The organism is Alteromonas sp. Cnat2-8, assembly GCF_022348355.1.
In the GTDB taxonomy this organism is placed as follows: Bacteria; Pseudomonadota; Gammaproteobacteria; order Enterobacterales; family Alteromonadaceae; genus Alteromonas; species Alteromonas macleodii.
Genome location: NZ_JAKREX010000008.1, coordinates 15,916 through 32,232 on the forward strand (window position 1 = coordinate 15,916; position 16,317 = coordinate 32,232).

The 16,317-nt window shown below is 45.0% G+C and carries 11 protein-coding genes; 4 read left to right on the forward strand and 7 right to left on the reverse strand.

Annotation, left to right across the window (positions count from 1 at the left end; genetic code table 11):
• Nucleotides 1-43 precede the first annotated feature (43 nt).
• From MHN00_RS19155 to MHN00_RS19180, 6 genes are all read right to left on the reverse strand, one after another.
• On the reverse strand, nt 44-673 hold the full coding sequence (locus tag MHN00_RS19155; RefSeq protein ID WP_014977493.1) for a response regulator transcription factor: 630 nt from the start codon (nt 671-673) through the stop codon (nt 44-46).
• Nucleotides 670-1,359 carry a sensor histidine kinase gene (locus tag MHN00_RS19160; protein ID WP_239302080.1) on the reverse strand — a complete coding sequence of 230 codons (690 nt, stop codon included), beginning with the start codon at nt 1,357-1,359 and terminating at the stop codon, nt 670-672. The genes MHN00_RS19155 and MHN00_RS19160 overlap by 4 nt, the downstream gene beginning before the upstream one ends.
• Nucleotides 1,352-4,510, reverse strand: coding sequence for a protein kinase (locus tag MHN00_RS19165; RefSeq protein WP_239302081.1), 3,159 nt, complete (start codon nt 4,508-4,510; stop codon nt 1,352-1,354). The genes MHN00_RS19160 and MHN00_RS19165 overlap by 8 nt, the downstream gene beginning before the upstream one ends.
• Nucleotides 4,511-4,589: 79 nt before the next feature.
• Nucleotides 4,590-5,429: a GAF domain-containing protein gene (locus MHN00_RS19170; RefSeq protein WP_014950832.1), complete on the reverse strand. Its 840-nt coding sequence runs from the start codon at nt 5,427-5,429 to the stop codon at nt 4,590-4,592.
• Nucleotides 5,430-5,583: 154 nt separating this feature from the next.
• Nucleotides 5,584-6,429: a DUF6689 family protein gene (locus MHN00_RS19175; RefSeq protein WP_014977490.1), complete on the reverse strand. Its 846-nt coding sequence runs from the start codon at nt 6,427-6,429 to the stop codon at nt 5,584-5,586.
• A 92-nt stretch (nt 6,430-6,521) separates the two neighbouring features.
• A complete protein-coding gene (locus MHN00_RS19180; RefSeq protein ID WP_239302082.1) occupies nt 6,522-8,999 on the reverse strand; it encodes a S8 family serine peptidase in 2,478 nt (825 codons plus the stop codon).
• A gap of 393 nt (nt 9,000-9,392) precedes the next feature.
• On the opposite strand from MHN00_RS19180, the gene MHN00_RS19185 reads away from it, so the two are divergent.
• The 3 genes from MHN00_RS19185 (at nt 9,393) to MHN00_RS19195 (ending at nt 12,851) form a co-directional block, all read left to right on the forward strand.
• A complete protein-coding gene (locus tag MHN00_RS19185) occupies nt 9,393-10,451 on the forward strand; it encodes a hypothetical protein (protein ID WP_039228583.1) in 1,059 nt (352 codons plus the stop codon).
• 82 nt (nt 10,452-10,533) lie between these two features.
• A complete protein-coding gene (locus MHN00_RS19190) occupies nt 10,534-11,586 on the forward strand; it encodes an aldo/keto reductase (RefSeq protein WP_014950828.1) in 1,053 nt (350 codons plus the stop codon).
• 110 nt (nt 11,587-11,696) lie between these two features.
• Entirely contained in the window at nt 11,697-12,851 is a 1,155-nt protein-coding gene (locus tag MHN00_RS19195; RefSeq protein WP_239302083.1) for a Na/Pi symporter, read from the forward strand.
• A gap of 92 nt (nt 12,852-12,943) precedes the next feature.
• On the opposite strand, the gene MHN00_RS19200 is transcribed toward MHN00_RS19195, so the two are convergent.
• Nucleotides 12,944-14,107 (reverse strand): DcaP family trimeric outer membrane transporter, encoded by a 1,164-nt coding sequence (locus MHN00_RS19200; protein WP_239302084.1) that lies wholly within the window; start codon nt 14,105-14,107, stop codon nt 12,944-12,946.
• A 245-nt stretch (nt 14,108-14,352) separates the two neighbouring features.
• On the opposite strand from MHN00_RS19200, the gene acs reads away from it, so the two are divergent.
• Nucleotides 14,353-16,299 carry an acetate--CoA ligase gene (acs, locus tag MHN00_RS19205; protein ID WP_239302086.1) on the forward strand — a complete coding sequence of 649 codons (1,947 nt, stop codon included), beginning with the start codon at nt 14,353-14,355 and terminating at the stop codon, nt 16,297-16,299.
• Nucleotides 16,300-16,317 lie beyond the last annotated feature (18 nt).

Sequence of the window (16,317 nt, forward strand, 5' to 3'; positions counted from 1 at the left end):
TGGGGGGAATGGAAAAGAGTTCTATGCTGAGAATAAATCCCAACTATTCTAATAAACCTGCTTTTCCAGCCATTCTGATAAGTTCTGCCGAACTGCTTAAATTAAGCTTCTTATAAATATTACTGCGATGATTTTCTGCAGTTTTAAGGCTCATATCTAATAGCTCAGCAATCTTCTTACTGGTGTTGCCTGCAGCAACTAAGAAAAAAACTTCTCGCTCTCTTCTAGTTAATACACTTAGCGGCGATACGTGCTTCTGACATTGATCGCTAGATGACTGGGTTAGTTCATCGGGAAAACAGGTTTTGTTTGCGGCCACTTTCTTGATGGCTTCAACCAAGCTTTCACCGGAAGATTCTTTTAATATGTAGCCTTTAGCGCCTGCGTCGCGCATGGCTTCAATGTATTCCACTTCGTTGTGCATAGAAAGCACAAGAATTTTCGCGTCACTGCGCTGAGATAGAATTTTATCAATAGCGACCAGACCACTCATACGTGGCATCGAAATGTCCATTAAAATAACATCTGGCGAGAGCTTTAACACAGCAGCGATTAGCGCGACACCATCGTCGCATTCTCCCACTACGCTGATATCTGGGTTGGCATTTAGCATTTGAGACACGCCTTGACGCATAAGCACATGGTCATCGGCAAGCACTACACGAATTGTCATACGGGTACCGTTACTGTTGTTCTGGTGCCTTGCCCTACTGCAGAGTCTATTTCCAGTGTCGCATTGAACGCTTCTGCTCTGTCGCGAATACTAGAAAGGCCAATGCCGGGCTCTATGGCTTTACTATCAAACCCTACACCATTATCAAGAATATCCAAACGAATAACGTGATGATGGTAAGAAATTGATAAAGTAAGGTTGGTGGCCTCACTGTGTTTTATAGCATTAACCAGCGTTTCTTGCGCAATTCTAAATAATAATGTGCTTATATCTTTGGGCAGATCAGGTGGTATGGTAATCTCGGTGTGATATTCAATATCTTCACCACTAAGCAAATTTCTACAAAGCCAGTTAAGTGCTGGTTTAAGACCTAAGTCATCAAGGATTGTTGGGCTCATTAGCCGCGATAATTGTCTGACATCATTTAACGCCATTTCAGCGATGCCGTGTAGTGCTTCAAGCTCAGGCGAAGAGGTTGATAATGCTTGCAGTCTTCGTGTCAGCCCTGTGAGCAGCTGACCAATCCCATCATGTAATTCACGAGAAAGCTTCGCTTTTTCTGATTCTTGTTGAGCCCACAATCGTTTTGCGAGCTGTTGCAAAACCTCTTGATCGGCATCTAATCGAGCCTGAAGTGTCGCCTGTAACGCTTTAATGTTCTCTATCTCGGTGGCCGAGTCAGTCAAAATAGGCGTTCCTGTAGTCTCCAACCTGTTGCTCAGGTAATTGAGATAGCCATTTGGATGTTAAGTCATCCACCGTGTCTTCTTTACCTGGAATGGCGCGATAGTAAAGGTGGTTACGCCAGTAGTTAGGATATAACGCTAATTTTTGCTTTAACTTTTCGATGGACTCTTCATCACCTAGTGACGCCTTTACGTATAGCCACTGCAGGTAAGGCTGGTAGTAGGTTGGTTTAATGAGCGAGCTAAGCTTCTCCATGGCGCTGCTATTTTCATTCAAAGAAAGTCGCTGCTGTATGTCGAGCAGAATTTTAATTTCAGTGATGACCGGCACGTTGGTGTTATCGACAAGTGTAGTGTAGATCTCGTCTCGTTCGTTATTTAGTGTGCCTTTATGATGCTTCAATCCCAATGTTAACCATTGATAAACGGCAAATTGCTCGTGGCGCTCTTCGCTAATGGTAGGCGTCACGGTTTCAAGACTGTTTTCTAGGCATAACCAGTTTGCGGTAAGTAAACACATCTCTCCCTGCCATAGTAATACCTCGGTTTGGGCTCTGACATCTTCAGAAGCCTGAGCTAAGCGCCTTGCGTCAGCGGCGTGCTGCGTGGCTTCAGTCAAATTTCCGTTTGCAAAGTTTAAGTAGCTGAATAGCAGGTGGTTATAAAGCTTTTCTTGATTGTGCTGTGTACCGAGTCGTTGCTCGACAGTGGTTAAATAATTGGTCGCGGTATTCTTGTCCCCTTTTACCAAACTCAACTGTGCAAGATTTTGATGGGTTCGAAGTAAGTGAGACTCGTCCCCATTTCTTTCAAATAGCATTTTCGCCTGCTGCCAGTAAATCTCAGCAAGAGAGATATCTCCAATTAGAAAATGCATATAGGCCACATTGCTCATACTTTGCGGCTGAAGCACCTTGTCATCGGTTTGCACACGAATATCAAGACCGCGTTTGTAGTACTCTAACGCTCTTGCGAACTGGCCTCGCTCTTCAAACATAAAACCTAGTGTATCGTTTACATGGGCTTCTTGTGTCAAGTCACCTAAATCGTGGAGTAGTTTTACCGCTTCTTCTAATGACGCCTCTGCAGTGGCATAGTCGCCCGTAAGAGATGTGGCAATGGCGAGGTTGGCTAAGGTTTTAGCCCGCTGAGAGGGCTGCGTTTTTGCATCACGCAATGCCAGTGCGTCTTTAAAATACTGCGCTGCAGCCACATTGTCAGCTGTACGTAGGTAAGCAATACCAAAAGCGTTAAGTACTAAACTCTCGCCTCGGGGATCTTTTGCTTGACGAAACGCTACGAGTGCTCGAGTTAATGAGTCGCTGGTGGCAGTTTCAATGTCCCCATTAATAATTTGCAGACGAGCAAGTTCAAACCAAAGTTGTCCATTATTGGGGCGAAGGGCTAAAGCAGCTTTATAGTCGGACATTGCTTTGGCATCTTCGCCAGCCCACTGATATATGTCTGCACGCATCGACAGTAAGTCTGGTCTGTCAGGGAACTGAGAAACAAGCGCATCTATTGATTGTTGAGCAAGAGACAGATCTTCGTTTAGCTCTGCTCTTAATAGCTCGCCCTGTAAACGCCAATACACTGCCAAGTCAGAGAGTTGGAATAAAGTTTCTACCGCTTGCCTGGCACCGTCATAGTCGCCCGTATTTAAATCGTTTCGAGCCTTTGCCACCCATCCACCCGGATAGTCCGGTGTGGTTGCTATAATCGCCTCAACGGTGTCTGCGCTATTTAACGCTTCTCCTTTTTGCCAAGCGGTATCCAAGGCATCAAGGTAGCGTAAGTCAGGAAGTGGTTGGGGCGATTGCGTTTCGATGGCGTCAAATAACGATTGAATGAGCTTGTTAGCAAATACAGTTAAATCATCTGACAGGGTGTTTGCATTTACATTATGCGACACGGTAAAAATAGGTTTGTTAGCGGGCATACTAAGTACGCTGGCGTGAAGTAGGTAACTATCGCTACTGGTAGGCGTAGCATCAAGTAATAATACGCTGTTTACCGACGTGGAAGCCGCTAAGTCTACTCTGTCATTGTCGTTATTAAATGGGGATAACGCTAAGTTTGACATCAATGTTTGGGTTTGCGCTTTATCATCTAAAACAATGTGAGGATGAGTAGACAGGGGATAGCGCAGTAACGTGTTTATCGTATCTAAAAGTGGATATTGAGGGTCATTGAGTACGAGTAGCTGAATAGGAGTATCAGAGGGCAGTCTGGGTTGCGTTTTTTGATACCAAGAGTAAGAAAAAATGCTGGCGCTAATCACAAGTACCAATATGGCAATGGCGGAAAAGGTGACAAGGGTTTTGTAAGTTACATTAGCACTGCCATTATCGCCTGATGAGCTGATGTTAAGTGCCTGTTCCAAAGAGAGTCTCTTCGCGGGCAAATGGTGTGTTAATTGATCAATACAAGCTCTGCGTTTTTTCGTCCACAGGTAATGAGAAAAGCCCAATCCTTCTTTTTGGACACAGCCCAGCATATCTTCTAACACTCTTCCTAAGCTGTAGGTGTCAGAGTGTTCGCTCGCTTTCCCAGTCTGGATGACTTCAGGAGCGGTATAGCGTTGGTGTCCGCTCGTTTGAGCGCCAGATGCAGCGCTCTGCCCAATTCCAAAGTCGATCAGTTTAATGTCTTCATTGTGATCAAGAAGGATGTTGTCTGGCTTTATATCGCCATGTTTAATGCCTATCGATTTACAGGCCAACAGTGCCTCAACGAGCTGTTGCTGCCACTTGTCGAAATCGGCTTTGCTGATAGGTTGTTGAATGCGTGTATACAGAGGCTCGCCTTCAATAAACGCCATTGTAAAAAAGGCGGTATCTCCATCAGAGAAAACGTCATGAACACGGATGATATTAGGATGCTGTAGTTGCCTAGCAATGTTGACTTCATTGCGGATGGTTTGCATTTTAACCGGGTCGCTGGCGCCACCCTCAATGACCTTAAGTGCAACTTTCACATCAAGTAATTCATCGATGGCGCTGAAAACGGTGGCCTGAGCACCTGAGCCAAGTTGTTCAACAATTCGAAACCGGTTAGCTAGACGGGAATTTGGCGCAATAGAAGTCCCTAAAGCTAGCGCCTCAGTTTTAAGAGAATTGTTTTGCGACGAGAATACATCGGGCCTGTTCAAAGCCTTCTCCACACTTCACTAACCACTACAGCGACGCAATCGAATAGACGAATTGCGTCACTAAATTGTTATTTTTATTTTAGCTTATAAGTGAAAGTTTATGCTCAATTGTGTGGAATAACAAACGCATCGAAATCATATTCGCCAAAGAGGTGGCAAAATCTATGTCCGTTTGGGTAAAGTAACGGCGTCCCAGCGTCGAGTCTGCGTACAATACGCCGACGGGCTTTTCATCAATACAAACAGGTACACAGATGGCAGCCTGAATGCCGTGACTGATTATACTATGCTGCTTGTTTAACGATTTGTCGCAAACAATATTGCCAATGGCACGAACAGCGTTAGCTTGCATGCACTGGTTGATGATAGTACGGCTACCGGTAAAGTCCTCACCTTGCATCCAGCTTTCATAGCCTATCCCGAGTTGATAGTTATTTATCTTATCAAACAAAATGAGTGATGCCCGTTCACACCCTAATGATTGGGTTAAACATTCTCTGGCAAGGTTAATAAGAGCAGTACTGCTATTACACTGTTGAAGCTGCGTTTGGTACTGCTTTAGTTGTTGCTTTCTCCACTCTCGTTGGCTGTCAAGTTTGACCACATTATTGAGCGCAAGGGGAGTAAATTCACAGGGTACTGGACCAAGCTGTAATACATGGGGTTTGTCTAGCGTCAGGTGCTTTATTTGAATTCCCGCACTGAAGCACCCTGTAGAGCTCATGTCATTTAGCTGCCAAACGTGATCGTTGTCAGCTTGTTTGTTTGCTCGTAATACAATATGAGAGCGAGAAACTTGGGGGTGGGGTATAACGATGTCCGCGCTTTCAGAGCGGCCGACCTGATACTCTCGACCTTCAAAAAGCAAGTGCTCACTTACGCTTCCGTTATTTTCTGTAAAGGCTATTTGTAACGGCATGGCATATTCCTCGTCGCGTCACTGGTGCCATCTCCTCCCATCTGTTTGTATAAAATTACACAAATAAGAGAGTTTCTTGCTTATCAGTGACGCCAAACGCTGGTTTAATTGCTCTGGTTTCGACGCAATTAAACGTTTCAGTCTCCAGCTTGATTTACAATGTTCTTAAGCTAAAGCGTAATGTTTGTAGTTGAGTAAGTAGTAAACCTTTCACGTTCACAACGTCACCACTTGAACGCCATACATCTGCAATTTCATTGCCAGACGCATTATCAATAAGCGATATAAGGCTATCTACAGCAGCCAATGCCGCATCGTCATCGTTTACCGCCAATGCCGACTGGACATCGTTTATTCCACTGTCTATGGCTGCCTCTAATAGCGCAGCAATTTTATTGCGATTGCCATTTACGATCGTGCTTAAAGAAGCAACTTTGTCATTGATAACAGAACCTGATGGGCGATTATCTAATAAGATAATAAAATCTGAAAATTGTCCTGTGCTGCCGCGTGCACGAAAACTGCCTGATGACGTTAACGTTGTTATGTCTTCAAACTCGCCACCGTCGTGAGACGTAAACAAGCGCCATGGAATGGTTGGCGTGTAGTGAATAGCTTTAGTGTAAAGCTCAACCATCGCTAAACCTTCAAATCCAAAACCGGCGTCAGCTTTCGGAGAGATTGATACAAGAACCGGAAAACCCGAAACAGCGCTTGTTAGTGCTGAGGGCAGGCGGTCTGTAATGGTCAAGTCTGTGGGGTCAAGCAGCTCAGCGGTAATGTCAATGTTGTTAGCATTAAGGCCAATACTGTTTTCGAACTCTACAGTTAAATCTACTTCAATTAAGCTGCTTAGCGTCAGTTTGGCCTGAATCTTATTGTCGTCGACAGTGAGAGTTGCAGGCGTGACTACCTGTGCTTGTGCAGTGGAAAACAAAAGTAGAGCTGTGGTGGCAACAACGGTGGTGAGTTGTCTGAATTTCATCGCAGTAAACATCATAGGATGACCTCTTTCAGTATTGGTTAAAATTTAACCTAAAATGATGCCATTATCAATTAATATAATGGCACCGTTTTCAGTGGTTTGCGATTTTATTCGAAATACTGAGCAAAGAAGCGCGAAGCTAATACAGCGTAATGCGCTCTGGTTATAACCGTATCTGGCGCGAAGCTCGCAGTGATAGTAGGCGTGATGCTGAATGGACTTTGCTCTACACCAAACTCCGCGTTAATCAACGACAAAGTAAGTGCTAACTGAACGTAGCCTTTCATATCATCCGGAATACTGTCTTGATCTTCTAGCACAATTTGCTCACCGTTATAGTCAACAACGATGTCGGCGGTAGGGTCAAAACTAAGTGCTGCTTCTTCCAAGCCAAGCATCTGTACCAGTGAGTAAGCGATATCTAGTTTAGTAACACTCGCGAACGGGTCAGCACTACCATTTTCGCTGCGAAGTACAGGAGACTGTGTACGAAGCTTATCTTTAAGTGCGCCACCTTTAACCATTACTGATTCAACGAACGCTTTGTCAAAACCAGGTACTGAACCTATGTTTGGACGTTCTTCATTCAAGAGGTCACGGTACTGTCTAACGGCTCCACCCATTACCGCATAGCGCGCAAAGTCCTTGCGTTTAAGACGCGCATCAGGTGAGAAGCCTCGACTATTGATGGCGTCCATTAAGCGCTCACTTACCGCGAACTCTATGGCGTTTTGTTGAGGGTGACCTTCTACATCGTCCATACCTTCAAAGCCGCCGCTATTTTCGAACGACACGGTTACGTTAAATGTTTCAGGTAAACCTGGGCCGTTAGTTAAACCTAATGGGTCAGCTTCTACACCAGAGAGTGATGTTAAACCATAAACATATACGCCCCACGTACCAGGCATGGCTGGTGCAGCAACACGCATAGTGGTAGAAAGTACAGGCGTAGTTAAGTTACCGCGATACTCAGTGCCGTCTGGCGCGACTAGCACAAGCTTGGTCAGATTTGCGAAACTGTCGGCAGAGGCCTTTACAAGTACTTCTTCCGTGCCTACTTCAAACTCAATGACTTCAGGTGTGCCTACTGGTGAGTAAAAAACATCGAAATTTTCTACACGGTCGCTGGTGGTGACTAGCGCATTTGCTTTGAAGCTTTTGCCATCTAGATTATTAACCGTAGCTTTATGATCCATGTCTTCAAGTAGGGCAGCAGCAACCGCAGAACGTGCGTTGACATAACCCGCACCCACTTCCCAGCGCTCATAACCAGGCATGTTAGTGGCTGTCTCTTGCAGCAAGCGCTTAATGGTCGCGTTATCAAGATTCGGGTTCGCTTCCAGCATCAATGCGATAATGCCTGAAACATGCGGTGTCGCCATAGATGTGCCAGAGATCATGGTATAGAAAGGAATGTTTTGCGGCTCTATCGCACCGAGATCTCCATCACCGCCATTAGCTGCGGCATTTAATACAGCGCGAGTAGAGATAATATCGACACCAGGAGCCACAACGGTTACGTCATTTGTATATGTCCAATCCGTGCCGTCAGGCATAGTAAAGTCACCAGACTCGCCTTTAAGCCCACGAGATGAAAAATCCGCAAGTTTGCCAAACTTATCGCCCGCACCCACAGAAATACCCCAAGGAATTTGCGCGTATGGATTATGCGAGTCTTCGCCAGGGCCGCTATTACCCGCAGCGAAAACACTTAGCATTCCCATTGTGTGCGCTTTATAGCTTGCTAATGATACAGGGCCAAGTGGTTCATATTTACCGCTAGAGCCCCATGAGTTGCTGATGACCTTGATAGGGTTATCGAAGGTGTATTGCTTGCTAATTGCGTAATCAAAACCGCCGATGGTATCAAGTAGCAGTACCGCTGCACCCGAGCCATAACCAATAATATCTGCATCGGGTGCTGCGCCGCGGTGCTTGCCGCCAGACATAGCGCCAGTACCAGCAATAGTGCCCGTTACGTGAGTACCGTGGCCTGAGTTTAAGTCTGTATTAACCTGGTTTGATAATGTAGGGCCGGTTATACCAACAATCGACAGCGCACCAGGATTTAGAATTGCCTGCACGTTATCAACCACAGTGTCACCGAAGAAATGGTCCTGGTGTGACGCATCAATACCAGAGTCAATGACTAAAACCGTTGACCCTTTACCAGTAAATTCAACATTGTTGCGCGATGCAAATGCTTCGCCCTGTAAATCAGCTACACCTGTTATTTCCCGTGCGTCTGCGTTGAAAAGGCTCATTTCACGGTTAGCGAACACTGAACGTACGCCGTCGAATTGGGCAATGGCCTCAATTTGTGACTTAGTCGCCACTACTCCAATAATAGGTAAGTTCTTAAATTGGACGCCTTCTGTAATACCCAAGTTTAATAGTTGCGCAATTTGCGACTCGGCAAGTGGTGACATTTGATCGTACGTAACAACAGCCATCAGCGATTCAGCAGGGGAGAGCGACACAAGTTTCTCAGCCATTTGTGAGCCAATGTAGGCATCGGCAAGTGTGTGGGCTGACGGGCTTGCTAGCATAGCTGCAGCTAACGTAGATAGGGCGAACTTCTTCATATTCTTCTCCAAATTCTTGAGGCTGCGCTTTTTCATAGATGCTTAAGACAATCGTTTGACTTGTTGTGTCGTTAGCATTACCGAACGCGTTTATGTTGCTGAAGCGCATGGCATTCGTGCCATGTACTTAATTAAAACGCGGCGTTTTTGGATTAACGTCATCGCAGCAAAGTACGCACTAATAGTGGCCGTTTGAATTTTGTTCGAACATAGGGGTTTCACCCTAAATGTGTGACTTTTTTTGATGTAATAATGTGCAAAATTGCTACAAAGGTTTAATAAAAAATGTCACGTTAAGCACCTATAGTAATGACGTATGTTGGCGAAATTTAAACGTTTATTAGTTTTTGTTTATATCTTGTTCGCTCTGTTTTCTCCCAAGAGGAGTTTGTCATGAAGTTTGATTCAATTAAGTCTCGATTGGTTTTAATGACCCTTATCTGTGTGATTGGAATGGCTATGCTGGTGATAAGTCAGCATTATTTCACTCAGCGTTTAATTGGCTTAAATCAGCAGCGAGATGCGCTACTGAGAATGGGGCAAGATTTGCTTCAGATGAGACGACACGAAAAGGATTTTTTACTTCGCCACGACACCGATTACTTTGACAAGTTTCTTCAGCAGTCGTATTTGTTCAAAGGGCGACTTACTACCCTTGTCCCCATGTTCAATGAATACCGTCTTCCTGTGGCCGATGTCGAAAGCCTGTCTGCCTCAATGGAGGCCTACAGCGGGGTATTCCAACAGGTTGTCTCGCTTCAAGAGCGAATTGGGCTCACGCAAAATGACGGGCTGAGAGGGCGTATTTCCGAGCTAGAAAAGGTACTCAACGAAGGGGCACTTTCTCAAGACCCATTATCAAGAGAGTTGTTAACCAATATTCAACTCGCCACGCGAAATTATCAAATAACCCAAGAAGGGTATTATGCGAAGTTGATGAACGAAATGACTGAGCGTTTAGTTGCTGATTACCGCAATAGTTCGGCGCTTGATGAGTCATTGATACAATATAGAGAAGCGCTCTTGCAATTAATTGATGCGTTCACAACGTTTGGTGTAACTCACAATGAAGGCCTTCGCGGAGAGTTCAGACAAAGCGCACATAATGTGGAGACACAGCTAAAGGGTGTCGATACCGCCTTGAAACCTATGATTGAACAACAAGAAGGCCAAGTGCGTATTTACAGTCTAAGTATTGCTGCGCTCACGTCTATCGTGTTAATTCTGGTATTGATCAAGAGTTTTGCGACATTTCACCGAGCTTTTGTTAACTTTCTTACTTTCTTTTATCGCTGTAAGCGTCAGTATCAAATGATTGATACGAGAAAGTTAGGGTTTGCAGAGTTAAAATCACTCGCAGAATTGGCGAATGAAATGGTCGAGTCCAAAAGAGATATTGAGGCGCGGCTAGCAAGTGTAGAAGCCGAGTTGGCCACTAAGAAAGCCTCATAACCACAGAGGGCACTTTTATTTCTTAAGCGGTCGACTCATTATTGCATCAATAAGGTATAAGCCAAGCAAGGTAGAAGCAAAAATGAAGTTTAACCGCTTAGGAAATAGCGACTTACAGGTGTCGGATGTGTGTTTGGGCACAATGACATGGGGCATTCAAAACACCCAGCAAGATGCAGACGAGCAAATGGCGTTTGCCCTGGATAAAGGCGTGAACTTTGTCGATACGGCCGAAATGTATCCTGTTCCCCCAAATGTAGATACCTATGGCGATACAGAGCGCATTATCGGTAATTGGATTTCGCGGAACGAATCAAAGCGCTCTGACATTGTTTTAATGACTAAAATTGCTGGCAGCGGTTTGAAGTACATTCGCAACGCAGGGCCCATTACAGCTGACGCTATCGCAAACGCACTCACCTATTCATTAGAGCGCTTAAAAACCGATTATATCGACGTTTACCAGCTTCATTGGCCGAATAGAGTTACACCTCATTTCGGTAAGCATTGGCCGGATGGTGCTGATCCAACCAAAACCAATCGAGAAAAAGAACTGGATGGTATGCGTGATATCCTTTTAGGCATTAAGCGCGCGCTGGATGAAGGGAAAATTAGACACTGGGGGCTGTCAGATGACACGCCTTGGGGCATTCACGCCTTTCTTACACTTTGCAAAGAGCTGGATATGCCGCTTCCAGTTTCTATCCAAAATGAGTTCAGTTTACTTCATGCGAAAGACTGGCCTTATTTAATTGAAATGTGTGAACTAGAGAACATTGCTTACCTTCCGTGGTCGCCGTTAGCAACGGGTATGTTAAGTGGTAAGTATCAGGATGGAGCCAGACCGGAAGGTAGTCGTTGGACACTAGCTCAGCGTATGGGGTTATTTAGAGATAAAGCGCCAGCGCAGGCAGCTACAGCAGAATATATGAAGATTGCAGAAAACGCAGGAATAACACCTTCGCAGCTCGCGTTGGCGTGGTGTAAGCAAGTGCCTGGTGTTACCTCAACAATTATTGGTGCTACCACTGTGCCTCAACTTAAAGAAAATATAGACGCGTTTGATATTTCACTTTCGAAGGAAACATTGGACGACATTCACAGTGTACTAAGGCAGTATCCTTTAGGCTTCTAAGCGAATTTATTTTCTTCCTAAGAATGGCGGGGTAGTACTTCACTCCCCGTCATTTTTGTGTAATACGCACGTCATATTATGAGTTTTTCAAGTATGAAGTTGTGCGTATTATGTCAATGATTGACCCTCAACTAGCCCAGAACAGCGTGCTAGAAAAAGCACATAACTGGCGTAAGTGGTTTCTTTTAGCCTTGTTAGTCTATGTGATGTTATTAGCTGTCAGCATGATTGGCAGCGGATTCAAATTTGCTACTGGCGATCACGCGAAATCTCTTTTTAGTTTTGCTTCTAATCCTGTCATGGGATTGATTATTGGTATGGTGTGTACCGCACTTATTCAGTCTTCAAGTACGGTTACCTCTATTATTGTCGGAATGGTAGCGGGTGGTTTACCCATAACTATCGCTATACCCATGATGATGGGTGCCAACATTGGGACCAGTATTACCAACACCTTGGTGAGCCTTGGTCATGTTGCAAAAAAAGATGAGTTTCAACGAGCCTTCAATGCGGCCACTATTCATGACTTCTTCAATGTACTGTCGGTACTAATTTTCTTACCTCTTGAAATGGCGTTTGGTATTTTGGAGTTTTTAAGTGCCCAATTGGTGGCACTACTCCATACTGGTGAAGCCATCGGTGTGTCTGGTGTTAATCCTATTAAAGCGATGACGCAACCGGTAACAGACTTAGTTACACAAGCATTCTCCTTTTTACCTTCTATTTATCCGGGCGTAGCGAAAATAATTCTTGGCATTGGCCTTATTATGTTTTCAATTACCTACATGGGTAAAATTATGAAATCACTTATGGTGGGCAAGACAAAGGCGTTATTGCATACCAGCATAGGAAAAGGTCCGCTCTCTGGAATAACGTCGGGTGCTGTGATGACCGTGCTAGTGCAATCCTCGTCAACTACTACATCGCTTATGGTACCTTTGGTTGGTAGTGGAATTTTAAAAGCTAAGGATATCTATCCGTTCACATTGGGCGCGAATATAGGCACATGTATCACTGCGCTTATCGCAGCGTTGGGTGTAGTGGGGGTTAATAGTGGATTTGCACTACAAATAGCGCTAGTGCACCTGATTTATAACGTTCTGGGCGTTACGCTTATTTACGGGCTACCTTTATTGCGCAATATTCCGCTCAATTTGTCTTATCAATTATCAGTGATAGCGGCAGAGCGGAAAATGTACGGCGCAGCTTATATCGGTGGCTTATTCTTTATTATGCCTTTGGGTATTATCTTCACCACTATGTAGCTAACGTAGCGCGCCATTCTATTTTCTGTATGCACAAAAAAACGGCGCTGATGAGCTCAGTGCCGTTTTTCTTTTTTAACTTAGCGGATTTCTTAGAATGCGTATTTTGCTGAAACTTGGAAGCGGTTCATGTCGCCTTCAAGGCCGGCTTCAATCTCACGCTTTGCGAAAGCGTATTCAGCACCAACGGTTAGCGCTTTAGTTGGCGAGTACAAGTAGTTTACACGTGTACTATAAGTGCTTTCAGTGGTGGCTAAGCCTGTTAATGATACGTCATTGTCTGCTTCAAACGCCGAGAACATGATGCTACTGCGCGCTTTTTCGCTCCACTTGTGACGATACGCAATGCCGTAACCTGTTGAGTCTATGGCTTCAAGGTCGCCGCTTTCGGTAAGTACTGCACCATTAACTGCGTTTAGCGCAGAGTATCTGCCTAAACCTTTACCCGTGTTGAACGTGAAGCGAATATCGTCGCCATTAGACAAATTGTATTTACCGGTTACCGATACACCAAAGCTGGTTTCGTCCGCATCAATGCCAGCGGCATTATCGTAAGACAACTGTCTTAATAAGCCCGCTACTTTTACATAACCCCAGTCATACTTTGACGTATAGGCAGCTACAAAGTCTGGAACGCTGCTGTCGTCACTCGTAATTCGGCTACCACCGCCAAATGGCGTAATGGTTGATTCTGGGTTTTCAAGCGCAAGCTGTAGGCCGCCGTTGGTATATCTCACCATAACTTGACGGGCAAAGGTGATGCCGTCAGTGGTACCAATAAAATCAAGTGATTCTGGTAATGAACCTACGTCCATAAAGGTCGTCCATGTTTGGCCCACCAACCAATTCTTGTAAGTTAAGTACGCGTGGCGTACTCGCGGAGTGTAGGAGTTACTGATTCGCTCATCACCGCCGCTAGTTACAAGGAAGTCGAGTTCGAATACACCGTTAATTGTGTCGCCTTCAGCCGTAGGCGTTGACGTTGCAAAGCGGAATCGTGAGGTTCTGATATGCGCGTCAAATTGTGGATCTTCGTCAACGCCACCAACAGGTGTTAGTGAAGGAATATAGAAATCGCGACCTACGCTACCTGATGCAATGGTGCCATCTGAGTAGTCACTAACCATAGCGTCGACTTTAACGTAGCCTGTGAATTTCACACTTGTGTCGCCGATTGTTGCTGCTTGTGCTGCACCGGTAGATGCTGCCAGGCACAGCGCTACTGCTGTAGCCGTATTTTTTATTTTAGCTTTCATCGTGTCTGTTCCAAAAAAGTGGTTAAATAAATGTAAATTCAACGTTAACATTGCTGATTGTGTACTTATTATCTAAAAATTAAATAAGCCGATGGTCGCATAAGACTATAGTCGTAATACTTTTCTAGTAGAACCTTAGTTGTATGCTGCTAAGACCAAAGTCTCATTTTGCTTTGTGGGTGAATGGCTAGAGTGTTTCACCATACAACAAGAATTTTACATCATTGATATTGGAGGCAATCTTTATGACCGCCAGCAAAACTTATCCTGTGCCTGAGAACATTCTTCAGTCTACACATCTAACCGCATCTCAATATGATGAGATGTATAAGCAATCTGTAGAGCAACCTGAAGCGTTCTGGGCTGAGCACGCATCCATGCTTGAGTGGTATCAAAAGCCCACCAAAATTAAAAACACAATGTTTGGTGAAAACGATGTGTCTATTAAGTGGTTTGAAGATGGTGAGTTAAATGCCAGCTATAACTGTATTGACCGCCATCTAGCTGATAATGCTACAAAAGTTGCCTTTCACTGGGAAGGTGACTCACCAGAAGATAGCCAAGATATCACGTATCAACAAGTGCACTATGAAGTTTGTAAATTAGCGAATGCACTTAAAGAAATGGGCGTAGCAAAAGGTGATCGTGTTGCGATTTACATGCCGATGGTACCTGAGGCTGCCTACGCCATGCTAGCGTGTGCCCGAATTGGTGCAGTGCACTCGGTGATTTTCGGTGGATTTTCACCTAACGCTATTGCCGATCGTATCAACGACAGCAACGCCAAAGTCGTGATTACTGCTGATGAAGGCCGTCGTGCTGGAAGAAGTATTCCACTGAAAGCGAATGTGGATAAAGCACTGGCTGGTGATGCGTGTCCGTCTATTACTCATGTTTTAGTTCATAAGCTAACAGGAGGAGACGTAGACTGGAATGCTAAGCACGATGTGTGGTGGCATGACGCTGTTGATGGCGTGTCAGCGCAGTGTGAACCAGAGGTAATGAACGCGGAAGACCCACTGTTTATCCTTTATACATCAGGCTCTACTGGAACGCCAAAAGGTGTAGTACACACCACGGGCGGGTATCTCTTATATTCTGCGATGACCTTTAAATATGCTTTTGATTACAAAGAAGACGATGTTTATTGGTGTACCGCTGATGTAGGCTGGATCACAGGCCACAGCTACATGGTTTATGGCCCAATGGTGAACGCCGCATCACAAGTGTTCTTTGAAGGCGTACCAACTTATCCAGACGTTAAACGTATTGCTCAAGTAGTAGAAAAATACAAAGTAAATAGTTTATATACTGCACCAACTGCTATCCGCGCATTAATGGCGCACGGAGATATTCCAGCTGAAGGGTGTGATGTCTCATCGCTTCGCCTTTTGGGGACAGTAGGTGAGCCTATTAATCCTGAAGCATGGGAATGGTACCACCGCGTAATTGGTATGAGCCGTTGTCCTATTATCGATACATGGTGGCAGACAGAAACAGGTGGACACATGATCCTGCCTTTGCCTGGCGCTACGGAGTTAAAGCCTGGCTCAGCGACTCGCCCATTCTTCGGGATTCAGCCAGCGCTATTTGATGCTGACGGTAATGAGCTTGAAGGGGCAGCAGAAGGTAATCTTGTTATTAAAGACAGCTGGCCGAGCCAAGCTCGAACGGTTTATGGCGATCATCAGCGCTTTATCAACACCTACTTTAGCGCATACAAAGGTGTGTACTTCACCGGTGATGGTGCTCGTTGCGATGAAGATGGCTTTTACTGGATCACTGGTCGTGTAGATGACGTGCTAAACGTTTCTGGACACCGTTTGGGCACCGCTGAAATCGAAAGTGCACTTGTTGCCCATCCTAAAGTGGCTGAGGCTGCTGTTGTTGGCTTCCCACATGATATCAAAGGGCAGGGTATCTACGTTTACGTAACGCCAAATGAAGGGGTTGAAGCAGATGAAGCCCTTACTAAAGAGCTTAAGGCGTGGGTGCGTCAAGAGCTAAGCCCGATTGCTACACCTGATATGATCCAATGGTCTCGTGGATTACCTAAAACCCGCTCTGGTAAAATTATGCGCCGTATTTTGCGTAAGATTGCCGCCAATGAGCATGAGCAATTAGGTGACACATCTACGTTGGCGGATCCATCGGTTGTTGATACACTGATAGAGGAACGTCTAAATAAGTAGAAACTAAGGATATAGACA

What these genes read in the sequence shown, in the direction of transcription:
- MHN00_RS19185 (WP_039228583.1), top strand. Translation starts at nt 9,393, where the DNA reads ATGAAGTTTGATTCAATTAAGTCTCGATTGGTTTTAATGACCCTTATC.
- acs (WP_239302086.1), top strand. Translation starts at nt 14,353, where the DNA reads ATGACCGCCAGCAAAACTTATCCTGTGCCTGAGAACATTCTTCAGTCT.
- MHN00_RS19200 (WP_239302084.1), bottom strand. Translation starts at nt 14,107, where the DNA reads ATGAAAGCTAAAATAAAAAATACGGCTACAGCAGTAGCGCTGTGCCTG.
- MHN00_RS19155 (WP_014977493.1), bottom strand. Translation starts at nt 673, where the DNA reads ATGACAATTCGTGTAGTGCTTGCCGATGACCATGTGCTTATGCGTCAA.
- MHN00_RS19190 (WP_014950828.1), top strand. Translation starts at nt 10,534, where the DNA reads ATGAAGTTTAACCGCTTAGGAAATAGCGACTTACAGGTGTCGGATGTG.
- MHN00_RS19180 (WP_239302082.1), bottom strand. Translation starts at nt 8,999, where the DNA reads ATGAAGAAGTTCGCCCTATCTACGTTAGCTGCAGCTATGCTAGCAAGC.
- MHN00_RS19195 (WP_239302083.1), top strand. Translation starts at nt 11,697, where the DNA reads ATGTCAATGATTGACCCTCAACTAGCCCAGAACAGCGTGCTAGAAAAA.
- MHN00_RS19175 (WP_014977490.1), bottom strand. Translation starts at nt 6,429, where the DNA reads ATGATGTTTACTGCGATGAAATTCAGACAACTCACCACCGTTGTTGCC.
- MHN00_RS19170 (WP_014950832.1), bottom strand. Translation starts at nt 5,429, where the DNA reads ATGCCGTTACAAATAGCCTTTACAGAAAATAACGGAAGCGTAAGTGAG.